This is a genomic window from Luteimonas sp. A482, from assembly GCF_054072655.1.
The window spans coordinates 13,782-29,269 of record NZ_JBSVRO010000006.1; the positions used below are offsets into that span (position 1 = coordinate 13,782).

General features: G+C 70.6%; 13 protein-coding genes and 1 tRNA gene. 13 read left to right on the forward strand and 1 reads right to left on the reverse strand.

Annotation, left to right across the window (positions count from 1 at the left end; all coding sequences use genetic code 11):
- The first annotated feature begins 67 nt into the window (after positions 1-67).
- The 12 genes from ACW5DW_RS14725 (at position 68) to ACW5DW_RS14780 (ending at position 11,706) form a co-directional block, all read left to right on the forward strand.
- Positions 68-1,615: a 4Fe-4S dicluster domain-containing protein gene (locus ACW5DW_RS14725; RefSeq protein WP_457019921.1), complete on the forward strand. Its 1,548-nt coding sequence runs from the start codon at positions 68-70 to the stop codon at positions 1,613-1,615.
- Positions 1,615-2,112: a FixH family protein gene (locus ACW5DW_RS14730; RefSeq protein ID WP_457019922.1), complete on the forward strand. Its 498-nt coding sequence runs from the start codon at positions 1,615-1,617 to the stop codon at positions 2,110-2,112. The genes ACW5DW_RS14725 and ACW5DW_RS14730 overlap by 1 nt, the downstream gene beginning before the upstream one ends.
- An 8-nt stretch (positions 2,113-2,120) precedes the next feature.
- Positions 2,121-4,481, forward strand: a complete 2,361-nt coding sequence (locus tag ACW5DW_RS14735) for a heavy metal translocating P-type ATPase (protein ID WP_457019923.1) — start codon at positions 2,121-2,123, stop codon at positions 4,479-4,481.
- A 127-nt stretch (positions 4,482-4,608) separates the two neighbouring features.
- Positions 4,609-4,815: a cbb3-type cytochrome oxidase assembly protein CcoS gene (ccoS, locus tag ACW5DW_RS14740; protein ID WP_457019924.1), complete on the forward strand. Its 207-nt coding sequence runs from the start codon at positions 4,609-4,611 to the stop codon at positions 4,813-4,815.
- Complete coding sequence (locus tag ACW5DW_RS14745) at positions 4,805-5,530, forward strand: sulfite exporter TauE/SafE family protein (protein WP_457019925.1); 726 nt, start codon at positions 4,805-4,807, stop codon at positions 5,528-5,530. The genes ccoS and ACW5DW_RS14745 overlap by 11 nt, the downstream gene beginning before the upstream one ends.
- A gap of 400 nt (positions 5,531-5,930) precedes the next feature.
- On the forward strand, positions 5,931-6,386 hold the full coding sequence (azu, locus tag ACW5DW_RS14750; protein ID WP_457019926.1) for an azurin: 456 nt from the start codon (positions 5,931-5,933) through the stop codon (positions 6,384-6,386).
- Positions 6,387-6,503: 117 nt separating this feature from the next.
- Positions 6,504-6,580, forward strand: a tRNA-Arg gene (locus ACW5DW_RS14755).
- A 66-nt stretch (positions 6,581-6,646) separates the two neighbouring features.
- A complete protein-coding gene (gene amaB / locus ACW5DW_RS14760) occupies positions 6,647-8,182 on the forward strand; it encodes an L-piperidine-6-carboxylate dehydrogenase (protein WP_457019927.1) in 1,536 nt (511 codons plus the stop codon).
- Positions 8,183-8,396: 214 nt separating this feature from the next.
- The gene (locus ACW5DW_RS14765) at positions 8,397-8,678 is read left to right on the forward strand and encodes a DUF4190 domain-containing protein (protein ID WP_457019928.1); all 282 of its coding nucleotides are present in this window, start codon (positions 8,397-8,399) and stop codon (positions 8,676-8,678) included.
- A gap of 1 nt (position 8,679) precedes the next feature.
- Positions 8,680-9,735: a quinone-dependent dihydroorotate dehydrogenase gene (locus ACW5DW_RS14770; RefSeq protein WP_457019929.1), complete on the forward strand. Its 1,056-nt coding sequence runs from the start codon at positions 8,680-8,682 to the stop codon at positions 9,733-9,735.
- Between the two features lie 7 nt (positions 9,736-9,742).
- On the forward strand, positions 9,743-10,783 hold the full coding sequence (gene murB, locus ACW5DW_RS14775; RefSeq protein ID WP_457019930.1) for a UDP-N-acetylmuramate dehydrogenase: 1,041 nt from the start codon (positions 9,743-9,745) through the stop codon (positions 10,781-10,783).
- 56 nt (positions 10,784-10,839) lie between these two features.
- Entirely contained in the window at positions 10,840-11,706 is an 867-nt protein-coding gene (locus tag ACW5DW_RS14780) for a DMT family transporter (protein ID WP_457020102.1), read from the forward strand.
- Positions 11,707-11,718: 12 nt separating this feature from the next.
- Here the strand turns inward: ACW5DW_RS14780 and ACW5DW_RS14785 are convergent, their stop codons facing one another.
- Entirely contained in the window at positions 11,719-14,457 is a 2,739-nt protein-coding gene (locus ACW5DW_RS14785) for a protein kinase domain-containing protein (protein ID WP_457019932.1), read from the reverse strand.
- Between the two features lie 95 nt (positions 14,458-14,552).
- On the opposite strand from ACW5DW_RS14785, the gene ACW5DW_RS14790 reads away from it, so the two are divergent.
- The gene (locus tag ACW5DW_RS14790) at positions 14,553-15,449 is read left to right on the forward strand and encodes a GGDEF domain-containing protein (RefSeq protein WP_457019933.1); all 897 of its coding nucleotides are present in this window, start codon (positions 14,553-14,555) and stop codon (positions 15,447-15,449) included.
- Positions 15,450-15,488 lie beyond the last annotated feature (39 nt).

Genomic DNA, 15,488 nt, shown 5'->3' on the forward strand with positions numbered 1-15,488 from the left:
AACCGGTGGAGCCATCGATGATCTTCCGCACCCACAAGCCACCGTCCGTCCGATCCGGGACGCCGCGATGAGCCGCAACATCCCCATCGACGTCGTCGACGACGGCGGCGGCTCGCTGTACGTCAAGGAGCGCAAGGTCTATCCGCGCGACGTCTCCGGCCCGCTCAACCGGCTGCGCGTGGCGGCGGTGGTCTGGCTGCTGGGCATGTTCTACGGAGTCCCCTGGTTGCGCTGGGACGACCGCCAGGCGGTGCTGTTCGACCTGCCGGCACGCAAGTTCCACGTGTTCGGGCTGACCTTCTGGCCCCAGGACTTCCTGTTCCTGGCGCTGCTGCTGATCATCGCCGCGCTGGCGCTGTTCTTCTTCACTGCGCTGGCCGGGCGGCTGTTCTGCGGCTATGCCTGCCCGCAGACGGTATGGACCGAGGTGTTCCTATGGATGGAGCGCTGGACCGAGGGCGACCGGCCGAAGCGGATGAAGCTCGACGCCGGCCCCTGGACCGGCGAGAAGATCCTGCGCAAGGGCGCCAAACACACGCTGTGGGCGGTGTTGGCGCTGTGGACAGGCTTCACCTTCGTCGGCTTCTTCACCCCGATCACCGAGCTGGGCGCGCGCCTGGCGACGCTGTCATGGGGCAGCTGGGAAACGTTCTGGGTGCTGTTCTACGCGCTGGCCACCTGGGGCAACGCCGGCTTCCTGCGCGAGCAGGTGTGCAAGTACATGTGCCCCTACGCGCGCTTCCAGGGCGCGATGTTCGACCGCAACACCCTGATCATCGCCTACGACCCGATGCGCGGCGAGCCGCGCGGCCCGCGCAAGCGCGGCCTGCCCAGCGTGTTCGAACGCGTGCGCGGCCTGCTCGACCCGCGCACCGCCTACGACTACGTGTTCCGCGCCAGCCGGCATCCGTCGGCGGCGACCCAGGCCGCGCACGCCAGCAGCACGGTCACCTGGGACGGCGACTTGGGCGAGGTGCATCCGCTGCCGAAGTTCCAGTTCGAGGAGCTGGGCGACTGCATCGACTGCACCATCTGCGTGCAGGTCTGCCCGACCGGCATCGATATCCGCAATGGCCTGCAGTACGAGTGCATCGCCTGCGGCGCATGCATCGACGCCTGCGACGACGTGATGACCAAGATGGGCTACCCCAAGGGCCTGATCCGCTATTCGACCCAGAACGCCATCGACGGCAAGGGCACGAAGGTGTTGCGCCCGCGCATCTTCGTCTACGGCCTGCTGCTGCTCGGCCTCATGGTTGCCTGGGCGGTGGGCGTGGGCACGCGCAGCGAGCTGATCGCCGAAGTGCTGCGCGACCGCAACGCGCTGTATCGTGAGACCGCCAACGGCGCGATCGAGAACGACTACACGCTCAAGCTGGTCAACAAGAGCGACCGCGAGCGCAGCTTCCGGATCATGCTTGAATCGGCGCCTGGCATCGCGCTGCGCGACGCTGCAACCAGCGTGCAGGCCCGCGCCGAGGCGGTGGTATCGGTGCCGGTGGTGCTGGTCGCGCGCGATGGCGCCAGCGGCCGCAATGATGTGCGCTTCATCATCGAGAGCGATGATGGGACGAGCCGCGAGATCGTCGACAGCAGCTTCTTTGGACCCATGTGATGGACAAGCAGAAACAACCGTTCTGGAAGATGCCGATCATGTGGCTGGTGATCGGCCTGCCGGCGGCGTCGGTATTCGCCGGCATGGCCCTGGTGATCATCGCTTCGCGCAGCGGCGGCGCGGACGTGGTGCGCGATGACGTGCGCCGCGTCTCCCAGATCCAGACCACCGACCTGGGCCCTGACGGACGGGCGCACGCCCTCGGCCTGAGCGCGGTGCTGCGCGCCGACGAGGGCGTGCTGGAGGTGATCCCCGCCACCGGCGAGTTCGAACGCGACTCGCCGCTGCGGGTGGTGCTGCAGCATCCCAGCCAGGGCAGCGCGGACCTGTCGCTGGAGCTGTCACCCAGCGACACCGGCTGGCGCCTGCAGCAGTCGATCGACCACGGCCATGACTGGATCGTGGAGCTGGCGCCCGCCGACGGCAGCTGGCGCCTGCAGGGCCGGCTGCCGCGGCAGCAGCACGCCACGCGCCTGGCCCCGTCGCTGGCGCAGTAGCGCTGGCCGTGGCGGGTCCCGCCTGCCACCACTGTGGCGAAACGCTGCCGGCCGACCTGCGCCAACGCGCGAGCGACGACGACGGCCACGCCTACTGCTGCGATGGCTGCGCCTCGGCCGCGCGCTGGATCCGTGACGCCGACCTGGGCGACTACTACCGGCTGCGCACCGCCGCCGCCGGCCGCGTCGGCACGGATCACGTCGACCTCTCGGTCTGGGACCGTGAGGACCTGCTGCGTGAGCACGCACACGCCGTGCCGGAGGGGCGCCGCATCACCCTGCTCACCGACGGCATGCGCTGCGCGGCCTGCGCCTGGCTGATCCAGAACGCGCTGCAGCGCGAAGCCGGCGTCGCCGAGGTGACCGCCAACGCGGTGACCGGCCGCATCCGCATCGACTGGGACCCGCAACAGGCGCCGCTCTCGCGCGTGCTCGACCGGCTGGTGTCGCTGGGCTATCGCCCGTGGCTGGCCGGCGGCGATGCGCGCGAGCGCGCCCGCACTGCCGAGCGCAACCGCTGGCTGCTGCGCCTGGGCATCGCCGGCATCGGCATGCTGCAGGCGATGATGATGGCCGAGGCGCTGTACCTGGATTTCAACAACACGATGCCGCTGGCCACGCGTGATTTCTTCCGCTGGCTGACCTTCCTATTGGCAACGCCGGTGGTGTTCTATTCGGGCTGGCCGTTCCTGTCGGGCATGTGGCGCGAACTGCGCGCGCGCCATGTCGGCATGGACACGTTGATCGCCACCTCCACCCTGCTGGCCTACTTCGCCAGCCTGTTCGAGACCATCCGCGGCGGCCAGCACGTCTGGTACGACGCAGCGGTGATGTTCGTGTTCCTGCTGCTGGCCGCGCGCATGCTCGAACAGCGCGCGCGCAACGTCGCCAGCGCCCAGGTCGATGCGCTGGCGCGGGCGCGGCCAGCCTTCGCCACGCGCGAGAAGCCTGACGGCAGCCGCGAGTCGGTGCCGCTGGCCGACCTGCGCAGCGGCGACGTGGCCTGCATTGCAGTCGGCGATTCGGTGCCGGCCGACGGCGTGCTGCTCGACACCGAGGCCTGGCTCGAGGAATCGCTGCTGACCGGCGAATCGGGCGCAGTGCGCAAGCCACCGGGCGCGACCGTCTACGCCGGCACGGTGAGCCGGGAAGCGCCGGCGCGGATCCGCATCACCTGCACCGGCCCGGAGACGCGGCTGTCCCAGCTCACCCGCCTGGTCGAGGACGCGCAATCGCACCGTCCGCGGCTGGCACGGCTGGCCGACGACATCGGCAGCCGCTTCGTGGTCTCGCTGCTGTTCGTGGCGGTGCTGGTGTACATCGGCTGGCGCATGTACGACCCCTCGCGCGCCTTCGAGGTCACCCTGGCCCTGCTGGTGATCAGCTGCCCCTGCGCGCTGTCGCTGGCGGTGCCGACCGCGCTCGCCGCGGCGCACGGCAGCCTCGCCCGCGCAGGCGTGCTGGCCACCCGCGCCGATGCGATGGAAACCCTGGCCACGGCCACCGACATCGTGTTCGACAAGACCGGCACGCTCAGCGACGACCGCCCGGCGCTGGCCGCGGTCGAGGCCTTCGAGGGACTGGACCCGCCTGCGGCCCTGGCCATCGCCGCCGCGCTGGAGCGCGACGCCGGGCATCCGCTCGCCGCCGCTTTCGCCGACGCCGGCGACGAGCTGGAGGCAACGGTGGTGCGTGCGGTGGCCGGCCAAGGCGTCGAAGGCCGCGTCGACGGCCGTGACTGGAAGCTGGGCCAGGCCGCCTTCGCCTTCGGCGGCGACGACGATGGCGCGATCTGGCTGGGCGATGGCCGGCGCGCGGTGGCGCGCTTCGAGCTGCGCGAACACGTCCGCCCGGATGCGGCCGAGGCGCTGCGGGAGTTGCGTGCGCTGGGCCTGCGCGTGCACCTGTCCAGCGGCGACGCGGCATCGCGCGTGGAGACGCTTGCAGCGGCGCTGGACATCGACCGCACCCACGCCCGCCAGCGGCCCGAGGACAAGCTCGCCCTGGTGCGCGGGCTGCAGGACGAAGGACGGATCGTGGCGATGGTCGGCGACGGCCTCAACGACGCCCCGGTGCTGGCCGGCGCCGACGTCTCGCTGGCCATGGACAAGGGCGCCGCCCTGGCCCAGCGCGCGGCCGACCTGGTGATGACCGGGCCCACCCTGCTGCGCATTCCCGTCGCGGTGCGCGTTGCGCGCGACACCCGCCGCATCATCCGCCAGAACCTGGGCTGGGCGCTGGGCTACAACCTGCTCGCCATCCCGCTGGCCGCGAGCGGCGTGGTCACGCCCTTCATTGCAGCCCTGGGCATGGCCGGCTCGTCGCTGGTGGTCACGCTGAATGCGCTGCGCCTGGCCAGGGCGGCATGATGGCTGCGCGGCTTGCCATGCGGGTCTCCCGCCGCCATCCCGTCCAGACCCCCCGCGTGTTTGCGCCGATCACTGCCTGCGCCGCGGATGCCGCCCACCTCCTGTCCAAGCCGCCGGAGCATCGCCAATGAGGATCCTGCTGCTGCTCGTCCCGATCAGCCTGGTGCTGCTGGGCGTGGCGGTCTGGGCCTTCGTGTGGGCGGTGCGCCGCGGCCAGTTCGACGATCTCGATACGCCCGCGCTCGACATCCTGCGCGAAGACAGCCCGGGGCCACGTCCGGCAAAGCCGCGCGCGCCCGAGCCGCACGACCCGGAACCGCCGCATGCCGATTGACTGGCTGGTGCTGCTGGCCGCGCTGACCAGCGGCCTGCTGGGTGGGCTGCACTGCATGGCCATGTGCGGCGGCATCGCGACCGGGCTGTCGGCCACGGCGCCCGCTGGCGGCTGGCCGGCGGCGCTGCAGCTCAACCTCGGCCGCGTGGGCGGCTACACGCTCGCGGGCGCCATCGTCGGCACGTTCGGGCACGGCCTGCTGGGGGTGTTGCGCGACCCCTGGATCGGCATCGTCCTGCGCGCCCTGGTCGGCGCCGCGCTGGTGGTGGTGGCCCTGCGCCTGCTGGGCGTGCGCGCCCTGCCCGGCTTCCTCTCGCGCCCCGGCACCCGCGCCTGGGGCTGGCTGCGGCCACTGCAGCGGCGCCTGCTGCCGGCGGACACGCCCGCGCGCCGCCTGGGCATCGGCGCGCTCTGGGGCTGGATGCCCTGCGGCCTGAGCTTCAGCCTGCTGGCCGTGGCCTGGCTGCAGGCGCATCCGCGCAACAGCGCCCTGACCATGCTCGCCTTCGGCCTGGGCACCCTGCCGGTGATGCTGCCGCTGACCTGGTCCGGCCAGCGCATGGGCCGCTGGCTGCAGCGCCCCGCCCTGCGCCGCACGGCCGCGGCGCTGGTACTGGGCATGGGCCTGCTGACCATCGCCGCGCCCTGGCTGATGCAGATCCCGGCACTGCACGGGGTGCTGACGGCGCTGGGGTGCGCGCCGGCGCCGCGGTGAGCTTTTTTAGACTTTTCTTACAAGCGCCACTTTCGGGCTTCGGACCCACGCCACGCCCTGCTGCGATGCTTCGATGGCCAGCTTTTCGAAGCCACGCCAGTGATGGGGCGATGGTCGTTCCGGGGCGGGGGTTGCGGAAAGCAGCGCATGGATGCGCTGCGGCGGCGAGTCAGCCATGGATGGCTGACCGAGCCGAAGAGCAACCCCCGGCTCGGGACGACTCCCGGCCGCAGGCCTGATCCAGTCCGTTGCAACTCCGCCGAACTTCCTCGAATGGAGAGGAACCTTTTTAACCCATACGGTGCCGTCCGGATGATCCAGATCAAGGCGCACCCGGGCCCGCGGGCGGATCATGCCGGCAAGACGAAAAAGTCATCGATTCCCCACGGAGAAGTACGCAATGAACGTCCACAAGGTCCTCCTCGCCCTCGTCCTCCTCGGTGCCGCCGGCATGGTCCAGGCCGCGCCCAACTGCACGGTCAAGCTCAAGGGCGGCGACAACATGCAGTTCGACCAGAAGAGCGTCACTGTCTCGGCCGCGTGCAAGAGCATCAGCTTCGAGCTCGAGCACACGGGCAAGCTGCCGGTCGCCGCAATGGGCCACAACATCGTGGTCACCGCCACGGCCGATGTGGCCGGCGTCGCCAAGGACGCGATCAAGGCCGGTGCCGCCGCCAGCTACGTCCCGGCCGGTGATGCGCGCGTGCTGGCCGCCACCAAGATGATCGGCGGTGGCGCGAACGCCAGCGTGGCGATTGCGGGCAGCAAGCTCAAGGCCGGTGGCGACTACAGCTTCTTCTGCTCGTTCCCCGGCCACTCGGCGCTGATGCGCGGCAAGATCGTCGTCACCCCGTAAGCCACCGCAGCGGGCAGCCGCCCGTCCTGCAGCCACCGCAACAGGCCCGCGCACCGTCGCGGGCCTGTTCGCGTTTTGGCATGTCCAGGCGCGACATGCGAAAATCAGCGCACTGCTGCCCCCGTAGCTCAGCTGGATAGAGCGTCCCCCTCCTAAGGGGAAGGTCGTGCGTTCGAATCGCGCCGGGGGCACCATCCCTATCCGCATACGCGCCCAACCCTGCCGCCCCGCGGCCACGCGGCGCACAGGAGTTCCCCGGCATGACACACCCCGTCCTTTCCGCGCTCGGCCTGGGCGCCAGCGAATCCGGCACCTGGCTCGGCAACGGCGAATGGTCCACGACCAGCGATGCCGGCGTGCTGGAGCCGGTCAATCCGACCACGGGCGAAGTGCTCGGCCGCGTGCAGGCCTCGTCGCAGGCGGACTACGAACTGATCGTCGAGCGTGCCCAGGCCGCGTTCAAGGTCTGGCGCACGACGCCGGCGCCGCGCCGCGGCGAGGCGATCCGCCTGTGCGCCGATGCGCTGCGCACGCACAAGGACGCACTCGGTTCCCTGGTCGCGCTGGAGATGGGCAAGTCCAAGCCCGAGGGCGACGGCGAAGTGCAGGAGATGATCGACATCGGCGAGTTCTCCGTCGGTCTCTCGCGCCAGCTGTACGGCCTGACCATGCATTCCGAGCGCCCCGGCCACCGCATGTACGAGCAGTGGCATCCGCTGGGCATCGTCGGGATCATCAGCGCGTTCAACTTCCCGGTCGCGGTGTGGGCCTGGAATTCGTTCGTGGCCGCGGTCTGCGGCGACATCTCGATCTGGAAGCCGTCGGGCAAGACGCCGCTGTCGGCGATCGCCTCGATGAAGATCTGCAACGAGGCGCTGCGCAAGGGCGGCTTTCCCGACATCTTCTTCCTGTTCAACGACACTGACAACGCGCTCGCGCAGCGCATGGTCGACGACAAGCGCGTGGCGCTGGTCAGCTTCACCGGGTCGACCAAGGTGGGCCGCACGGTCGGCGAGCGCGTGGCGCGCCGCATGGGCCGCTCGCTGCTCGAGCTGGGCGGCAACAACGCGATCATCGTCGACCCGTCGGCCGACCTGAAACTTGCGATCCCGGCGGTCGTGTTCGGCGCGGTCGGCACCGCCGGCCAGCGCTGCACCAGCACGCGCCGCCTGTTCGTACACGAGTCGATCCATGACGACGTGCTGGCCAAGCTGGTCACCGCCTATGCGCAGGTGGAGAAGAAGATCGGCGATCCCACCGATCCGGCCAACCTGATGGGCCCGCTCAACAGCCAGTCCGCGGTCGATGCCTACCTCGCCGCGATCGAGCGCGCCAGGGCCGCCGGCGGCAAGGTCGAAAGCGGCGGCGCCGCGTTGACCGACCGCAAGGGCTTCTTCGTGCTGCCGACCATCGTGACCGGCCTGTCCAACGACGCCGAAGTGGTGCAGACCGAAACCTTCGCGCCGATCCTGTACGTGATGAAGTACTCGAGCCTGGACGAAGCCATCGACATGCAGAACGCGGTGCCGCAGGGCCTGTCCTCGTCGATCTTCACCACCGACCTCCGCGCGGCCGAGGCGTTCCTGACGGCCGCCGGCTCGGACTGCGGCATCGCCAACGTCAACATCGGCACCTCGGGCGCCGAGATCGGTGGCGCGTTCGGCGGCGAGAAGGAGACCGGCGGTGGCCGCGAGTCCGGCTCCGACGCATGGAAGGCCTACATGCGCCGCCAGACCAACACCATCAACTACTCCGATGCGATGCCGCTCGCGCAGGGCATCAAGTTCGACCTCTGAGCCGAGCCGATCGTCGTGCGCCAGTCCGCCTGCAGGGCGCGACTGGCGCAACGCGATATGCGATGCTGCGGCGCGACACAACGCGTCCAGGTTCGCCGGCCTTGATGGTCAAGCGTGGCCTGGCGCATTGCGTGGCATGACAGGACTGCCTGGTGATTCCACCACCGACGGCCACCGGCCCCAGGCCGCATAGCAGAACTTCCGGAGACACATGATGAACGTTGCAACCCGCCAGACCAGCACGCTCTCGGTCGTCAGCCTGATCTCCGGCATCCTCGGCTGGTGCCTGCTGCCGCTGATCGGCAGCATCGTGGCGATCATCACCGGGCACATGGCGCGCAGCGAGATCCGGCGCGCGCCCGAGCGCCTGGAGGGCGACGGCCTGGCCCTGTCCGGGCTCATCCTCGGCTACTCGATGCTCGTGATCGGCACGATCGGCATCGTGCTGGCGCTGGTGTTCTTCGGCGGCCTGATCTGGCTCGGCCTCGCCAGCTGACATGTACGGCCTGCTCCGCCCGCTTCTGTTCGGCCTGGAGGCCGAGCGCGCGCACCGACTCGGCCTGCATGGCCTGGGCGCGCTGCAGCGCGTTGGACTGGGCGCGCTGCTGGGCGCACAGCCGCGGCCGTTCCCGACCCGGCTGCTGGGGCTGACCTTTCCCAATCCGGTCGGCCTTGCCGCGGGGCTGGACAAGAACGGCGCGCATATCGATGCGCTGTTCGGGCTGGGCTTCGGCTTCGTCGAGATCGGCACCGTCACGCCGCGTCCGCAGGCCGGCAATCCGTCGCCGCGGATGTTCCGGCTGCCGCGCCACCGCGCGCTGATCAACCGCCTGGGCTTCAACAACGATGGCGTCGACGCGCTGGTGCACAACGTCGAACGCGCGCAGCGGCGCGGCGGCCCGCTGGGCATCAACATCGGCAAGAACAAGGACACGCCCAACGAGGAAGCCGCGCGCGACTACCTGCACTGCATGGAGCGGGTGTATCCGTTGGCGGACTACATCACCGTCAACATCTCCTCGCCCAATACCGCCGGCCTGCGCGAGCTGCAGGAAGAGCAGGCGCTGCGGCGCCTGGTCGCCACGCTGCGCGAGGAACAGGAGCGCCTGGGCGCGCAGCACGGCAAGCGCGTGCCGATGCTGGTCAAGATCGCGCCCGACCTGTCCGACGAGGACGTGCATGCCTGCGCGCGCGTGCTCGGCGACCTGCAGGTCGATGGCGTGATCGCGACCAACACCACCGTCTCGCGCATCAGCGTGCAGGACCATCCGCTCTCGCGCGAGACCGGCGGACTGTCCGGCGAGCCGCTGATGAACAAGTCCACCGCGGTGCTGCGGATGCTGCGCACGCGCCTGCCCGAGGCGATCCCGCTGGTGGGCGTGGGCGGCATCCTGTCCGGCGCCGATGCAGTGAAGAAGATGGCCGCCGGCGCCTCGCTGGTGCAGGTCTACACCGGCCTGATCTATCGCGGGCCAGGCCTGATCGGCGAATGCGTGGAAGCCATCCGCCGGCGCAAGGAAGCCCCGAGCCGGGGCAACCTGCCCAACCTGTGAGCCGGCGATGAGTGCCGGCTACCGCATCCACCGGGACGCCGATCTGCGCGCCCGCAACAGCTTCGGCGTCGCCGCGCGCGCGCCGCTGCTGGTCGAGGTCAAAGACGCCGCGGCGCTGCCGGAAGTATTCGCCCGCCATGTGCCGGCAGGAACCGCCCCGCTGCTGCTGGGCGGCGGCAGCAACCTGCTGTTTTCCGGCGACGCCGACGTGCCGGTGCTGGCGCTGCGTGGCGATGCGCTGCGCGTGCTGGACGATGACCGAACGCACGCCACCGTGCGCGCCGAAGCCGGCGCCAATTGGCACGGCCTGGTGCGCTGGACGCTCGACCAGGGCCTGTGCGGCCTGGAGAACCTGGCCCTGATCCCGGGCACCGTCGGCGCCGCGCCGATCCAGAACATCGGCGCCTACGGCGTGGAGGTGGCCGAATCGGTGCACGCGGTCGATGTCTTCGAACCGGCGCGCGCACGTTTTGCACGCCTGTCGCGCGAGGACTGCGCCTTCGCCTATCGCGACAGCCTGTTCAAGCGCGAAGCCGGGCGCTACGTGGTCATGGCAGTGGAATTCCGCCTGGCGCGTACCGCTGCCGTGCGCACCGGCTATGCGGGAATCCGCGACGAACTGGCCGCCGCCGGCATCGAATCGCCAACACCGCTGCAGGTGTTCGACGCGGTCTGCGCGATCCGCAGCCGCAAGCTTCCCGACCCGGCGGTGATCGGCAACGCCGGCAGCTTCTTCAAGAACCCGATCGTGGCGCGCGCGCAGGCCGAGGCACTCGCCGCCGCGCATCCGCAGCTGCCGGTGTTTCCCGGTGCGGGCGCCGACAGCCACAAGCTGCCTGCGGCCTGGTTGATCGAGGCCTGCGGCTGGAAGGGCCAGCGCGATGGCGACGCCGGCGTGTCCGCCGACCACGCCCTGGTGCTGGTCAACCATGGCACGGCGACCGGCGCGCAGCTGCTGGCACTGGCGCGGCGCATCGCCGGGTCCGTGCATGCGCGCTTCGGCGTTGCGCTGGAGCCCGAGCCCCGCATCGTCGGCGCACGCTGGTGAACCTGCCGCGCCCGCGCTGGTGGCCCGAGTCGGTGTACGCGCGCGCCGCGCTGCTGATGCTGGGCAGCACGCTGTCGTTCGCGGTGATGGCGCTGACGATCCGTTTCGCCACGCGGACCATTCCGACCACCGAGATCGCCTTCTTCCGCAATCTGTTCGGCCTGGCGGCGCTGCTGCCGCTGATCATGCGCTGGGGCGATCCGTTTCCGCGCACCCGCCATCTGGGTCGCTACCTGGCGCGCGCCACGATCGGGCTGGGCGCGATGCTGTGCGGGTTCTGGGCGGTCGGCCACCTGCCGCTGGCGCAGGCGATCTCGCTGTCCTACGCCACGCCCCTGTTCGTCACCATCGGCGCGGCGATGTGGCTGGGCGAGCGGGTGCGCATCCGCCGCTGGATGGCGGTCGCGGCCGGTTTCGTGGGCGTGATCGTGATCCTGCGCCCCGGCACCGGATTCACGCCGGGGATGATGGTGGCCCTGGTGGGCGCGCTGTTCGCCGGCATCGTGGCGATCCAGATCAAGCAGCTCTCGCGCTTCGATTCACCCGACACCGTGGTGTTCTACACCTACCTGTTCTGGGTGCCGATGTCGCTGGTGCCGGCGCTGCTGCAGTGGGTGTGGCCCGAGCCGATGGCCTGGGTGTGGCTGCTGGCGACCGGCGTGATGGGCACCTTCGGCCAGCTGCTGTGGACGCGCGCGATTGCGCTTGGCGAGGTGTCGGCGCTGCAGCCGATCAGCTTCGTGCAGCTGCCGGTGCTGGTGCTGCTTGGCTGGTGGCTGTTCGGCGAGACCATCGACACCTGGACGCTGCTCGGCGGCGCGATCGTGCTGGGGGCCAACGGCTACATCGCGCATCGCGAAGCGATGCTGTTGCGGCGCGCGGCCACCCAGGCACCGGTCGAGGCGGCCAAGCCCGCCGAGTGACGGGCGCCGCTGTCAGCGGCGTCGCGCGAGCCCGTCGACGTCCCCGGCCAACGCTTCGCCGATCGCCTCCTGCAGGCCCTGCAGGCGTGGATCCAGGGTGTGTGGATCCGTCGCCAACAGCGGATCGATCAGGCGCGCCTGCAGCGCGTCCGCCTCGGCCTTGCCGGAGGCACCGGTGTCGCGCAGCACGCCGATCAGCGTCCAGGCGGTGTCGATGATCTGGTGCGAGCCGGCGGGCAGGAACTGCTCGCGCAGCGCAAGCGCCGCGCGCAGCTGGTTGGCGGCGCCGGCCAGGTTACCGGCATCGCGCAATGCATGGCCCCAGGCCACCATGCCCAGCTGGTACTGCGGATGCTTGGTGCCAATCACGGCCAGCGCCCGCGGCATCGCCTCGGCGAACTGCGCCTGCGCGCGCTGCAGCTGGCCGGCCCGGGTGAGGGTCATGGCGTGGTTGAGCGCCACGAACAGCGTGTCGGGATGCTCCGGGCCGAGTAGCCGGGTGCGGGCCTGGAGCACCTGTTGCTCCAGCGGCAGCGCCCCCGCGAAATCGTCGAGCCGCGCGCGCAGGCTTGCCAGGTTGAGCAGGCCGCGCAGCGTCATCGGATGCTCCTCGCCAAGCACGCGCCGCCGCGCCTCGGCCACCGCTTCCGCTTCGCCGATGGCTTCCTCGGTATCGCCGCGGTCGCTGAGCATGTTGGCGAGGTTGCCGCGAGCGCCCAGCGTGTCCGGGTGCTCGCTGCCCAGCCGCCGACCCTGCACCGCCACCACAGTGCGCTGCAGCTCCACCGCCGGCACCAGGTCTCCCTGCATCGCCATGGCGGTCGCCAGCGCGCTCATGCTCGCCACCGTATCGGCGTGCTCGTCGCCCAGCACGCGGCGCCGGACCGTGAGCGCGTCTTCGAGCAGTGCCCTGGCTTCCGGCAGGTCGCCCATGCGCGCCATCTGCATCGCCAGCCCGGACTTGACCTGCAGGACCAGCCGCTCCTCCGCTCCGCGCGTCGACTGCAGTCGTGCAAGCAGCGTCCGCCTCGCAGCAGCTGCGCCGGCCAGGTCGCCCTGCAGTCCCTGCACCTCCGACAGCTCGTATTCGATCAGCGCCCTCGTCTCGTCGTCGGCAGGCAGGTCCGCCGCGTCGGCGAGCGCGGATTCCAGCATCGTCCGTGCTTCGTCATAGCGCGAGAGCTGTCGCAATGCCTCGGCGCGGGCGCGACGCGCGCGCAGCGTGGCCGGATCGCGCGGACCCAGCGCCGACATCCGCCACTCCATCACGGCGGCCTGGGCGCGTTCGGCACCGGCGTACAGCCCGAGTGCATCGTGCACGCGTCCCGAGGCCTCGCGCAGATCGGCAGCCAGCGCCGGCTGGTCGGCGAAGTCGCGTTCGATCGCCTGCTCCGCGCGGGCCAGCACGCTGGTTTCCATCAGCGAACGCGCGAGGTCTGCCGTGCTCACCTTCGCCAGCACCTGCTCCACCGACCCGGCCATCTGCGGCGCGCTGCGCGCCACCTGCTGGCGCAGTTCCTGGCCCAGGCGCAGCCCCATGCCCTCGACGTCGATCTCCTCGAGCATCGACTGCTGGAAGGCGGCCACCCGCTCGAGCTGTCCGCTGCGTTGCTCAGCCAGCGTCCGTTGCGCACGCGCCTGCATCAGCCCGTGCAGCGACAGCGCCAGCCCGGCCACCAGCGCCAGCGTGGCCACGGCACTGGCGGCCAGCCCCGCGCGATGGCGGCGAGCGAACTTGCGCCACAGGTAGAGGCGCGAGGGCGGCACTGCCTGCAGCGGGCGTCCATCGAGGAAGCGCTGCAGGTCGTCGGCCAGCGCGGCGGCCGAGGCATAGCGATTCTCGCGCTCGTGCGCCATGGCGCGCGCCACCACCCAGTCCAGTTCGTCGCGCAACAGCTTCCGCATCGGACCCGGCTGCTGCCCTTGCGCCTGCGCCAGCCGCGCCCGCTCCGTCGCCGGCATGGCGTCGAGCTGGGCCGACGGCAGCCAGGTGGTGCGTGAGTGCGTCGTCAACGTCTCGCCGCGGACGTGGGGACGCTGGCCGGAGAGCAACTCGCACAGCACCACGCCGAGCGAGTAGACATCGCTGCGCGTGTCGAGCAGCGCCTGGTCGCCGCTGGCCTGTTCCGGGCTCATGTAGTCGGGCGTACCGGCGATCTCGCGGGTGCCGGCGCGCTCGGCCGCGGTGGCGATTCCGAAGTCGATGATCCTGGGGCGGGCGCGGCCCTCGCTGTCGTCGACCAGCAGGTTGCCCGGCTTGAGGTCGCGGTGGATCACGCCCTTCTGGTGCGCGTGCTGCACGCCTTCGCAGATCTCGATGAACAACTTCAGCCGCTGTGCCAGCGGCAGCGCGCGCGACTCGCAGAAGCTGGTGATCGGCTGCCCGTCGATGAACTCCATCGCGAAGAACGGATGGCCATCAGGCGTGGTGTCGGCGTCGTGGATCTGCGCGATTGCGGGATGGCGCATCTGCGCCAGCACCTGCCGCTCGATCTCGAAGTGCGCCTTGCGCCTGGCATCGAGCGCCTGCCCGCGCAGCAGCTTCAGCGCGACCGTCCTGCGCACCGGCTCAAGCTGCTCGGCGCGGTACACCTCGCCCATGCCGCCGCGGCCGAGCAACGAGTCGATCCGGTAGCGGCCCAGCCGGGTGCCGCGCGGCACGTCGCTGTCGCGCGCGACAGCCTCACCCGGCCGCGCCTGCGTGTGCAGAAGCTGGGTGCGATCGGGATCGTGGTCGGGCGGATTCGTCATGGGGCCCCCTGTTGGCCCATTGCGACGGGCATGGTAGCGGAAAGCCCCGCGCCGCCGCTGGCGGGTACACTGAATGGCCCCCTGCCAGCGCCACCATGTCCCGCCCCGACGACCCGGCCAACACCACCCAGCGCACCCTGCTCAGCACCGGGCCCGACCGGCCGCTGCCGCGTTCGGCGTGCCTGGTGGTGATCCTCGGCGAAGGGCTCGGCGCGCGCCTCGACATCGATGGCACGCCCGTGCTGGTTGGCCGCTCGCACGAGGCCGACCTGGTGATCGCGCACAAGAGTGTGTCGCGCGAACACTGCCGGATCTGGTTCGAACACGATGCCTTCCGCATCCGCGACCTGGGCGCGACCAATCCCACCCGGATCAACGACGTCGCAATCAACGAAACCACGCTGGCTGACGGCGACCACATCGTGGTCGGCGAGAGCCTGCTCAAGTTCATCAGCCAGACCAGCATCGAGGGGCACTACCACGAGGAGATCTACCAGCTCGCCACGCACGACGCGCTGACCGACCTCTACAACCGGCGCCACTTCATGGCGGTGCTGGACAAGGAGATCGCCCGCGCGCTGCGCCACGGCCGCGAGCTGGCGCTGTGCATCATCGACGTCGACCTGTTCAAACCGGTCAACGACACCTTCGGCCATATCGCCGGCGACGAGGTGCTGCGTCGGATCGGCGCGGTGCTGCGCCAGCACGTGCGCAGCGACGACATCGCCGCACGCATCGGCGGCGAGGAGTTCGCGGTTTTGCTGCCCGAAGGCAGCGCGGGCGATGCCGTCGCCTTCGCCGAGCGGCTGCGCGAGGCCATCGCCGCCACCATCTTCTCTCCCGGCGGCACGCCCCGGCAGATCACGGTCAGCGTGGGCGTCGCCCCGCTCCGCTCACCGGACACCAGCCGCTCGCAGCTGCTTGCCGCCGCGGACGCCGCCCTCTACCGCGCCAAGCACGAAGGCCGCAACCGGGTGCATGCCAAGGGCTGATGCGATCCGTCCGCCTGCGCCGTTTCGGCGTGGCCACGT

Bases quoted from the DNA above. Each gene is read 5' to 3' on its own strand.
- ACW5DW_RS14725 (WP_457019921.1), top strand. From the start codon at position 68: ATGAGCCGCAACATCCCCATCGACGTCGTCGACGACGGCGGCGGCTCG.
- ACW5DW_RS14730 (WP_457019922.1), top strand. From the start codon at position 1,615: ATGGACAAGCAGAAACAACCGTTCTGGAAGATGCCGATCATGTGGCTG.
- ccoS (WP_457019924.1), top strand. From the start codon at position 4,609: ATGAGGATCCTGCTGCTGCTCGTCCCGATCAGCCTGGTGCTGCTGGGC.
- ACW5DW_RS14745 (WP_457019925.1), top strand. From the start codon at position 4,805: ATGCCGATTGACTGGCTGGTGCTGCTGGCCGCGCTGACCAGCGGCCTG.
- azu (WP_457019926.1), top strand. From the start codon at position 5,931: ATGAACGTCCACAAGGTCCTCCTCGCCCTCGTCCTCCTCGGTGCCGCC.
- amaB (WP_457019927.1), top strand. From the start codon at position 6,647: ATGACACACCCCGTCCTTTCCGCGCTCGGCCTGGGCGCCAGCGAATCC.
- ACW5DW_RS14765 (WP_457019928.1), top strand. From the start codon at position 8,397: ATGAACGTTGCAACCCGCCAGACCAGCACGCTCTCGGTCGTCAGCCTG.
- ACW5DW_RS14770 (WP_457019929.1), top strand. From the start codon at position 8,680: ATGTACGGCCTGCTCCGCCCGCTTCTGTTCGGCCTGGAGGCCGAGCGC.
- murB (WP_457019930.1), top strand. From the start codon at position 9,743: ATGAGTGCCGGCTACCGCATCCACCGGGACGCCGATCTGCGCGCCCGC.
- ACW5DW_RS14780 (WP_457020102.1), top strand. From the start codon at position 10,840: ATGCTGGGCAGCACGCTGTCGTTCGCGGTGATGGCGCTGACGATCCGT.
- ACW5DW_RS14785 (WP_457019932.1), bottom strand. From the start codon at position 14,457: ATGACGAATCCGCCCGACCACGATCCCGATCGCACCCAGCTTCTGCAC.
- ACW5DW_RS14790 (WP_457019933.1), top strand. From the start codon at position 14,553: ATGTCCCGCCCCGACGACCCGGCCAACACCACCCAGCGCACCCTGCTC.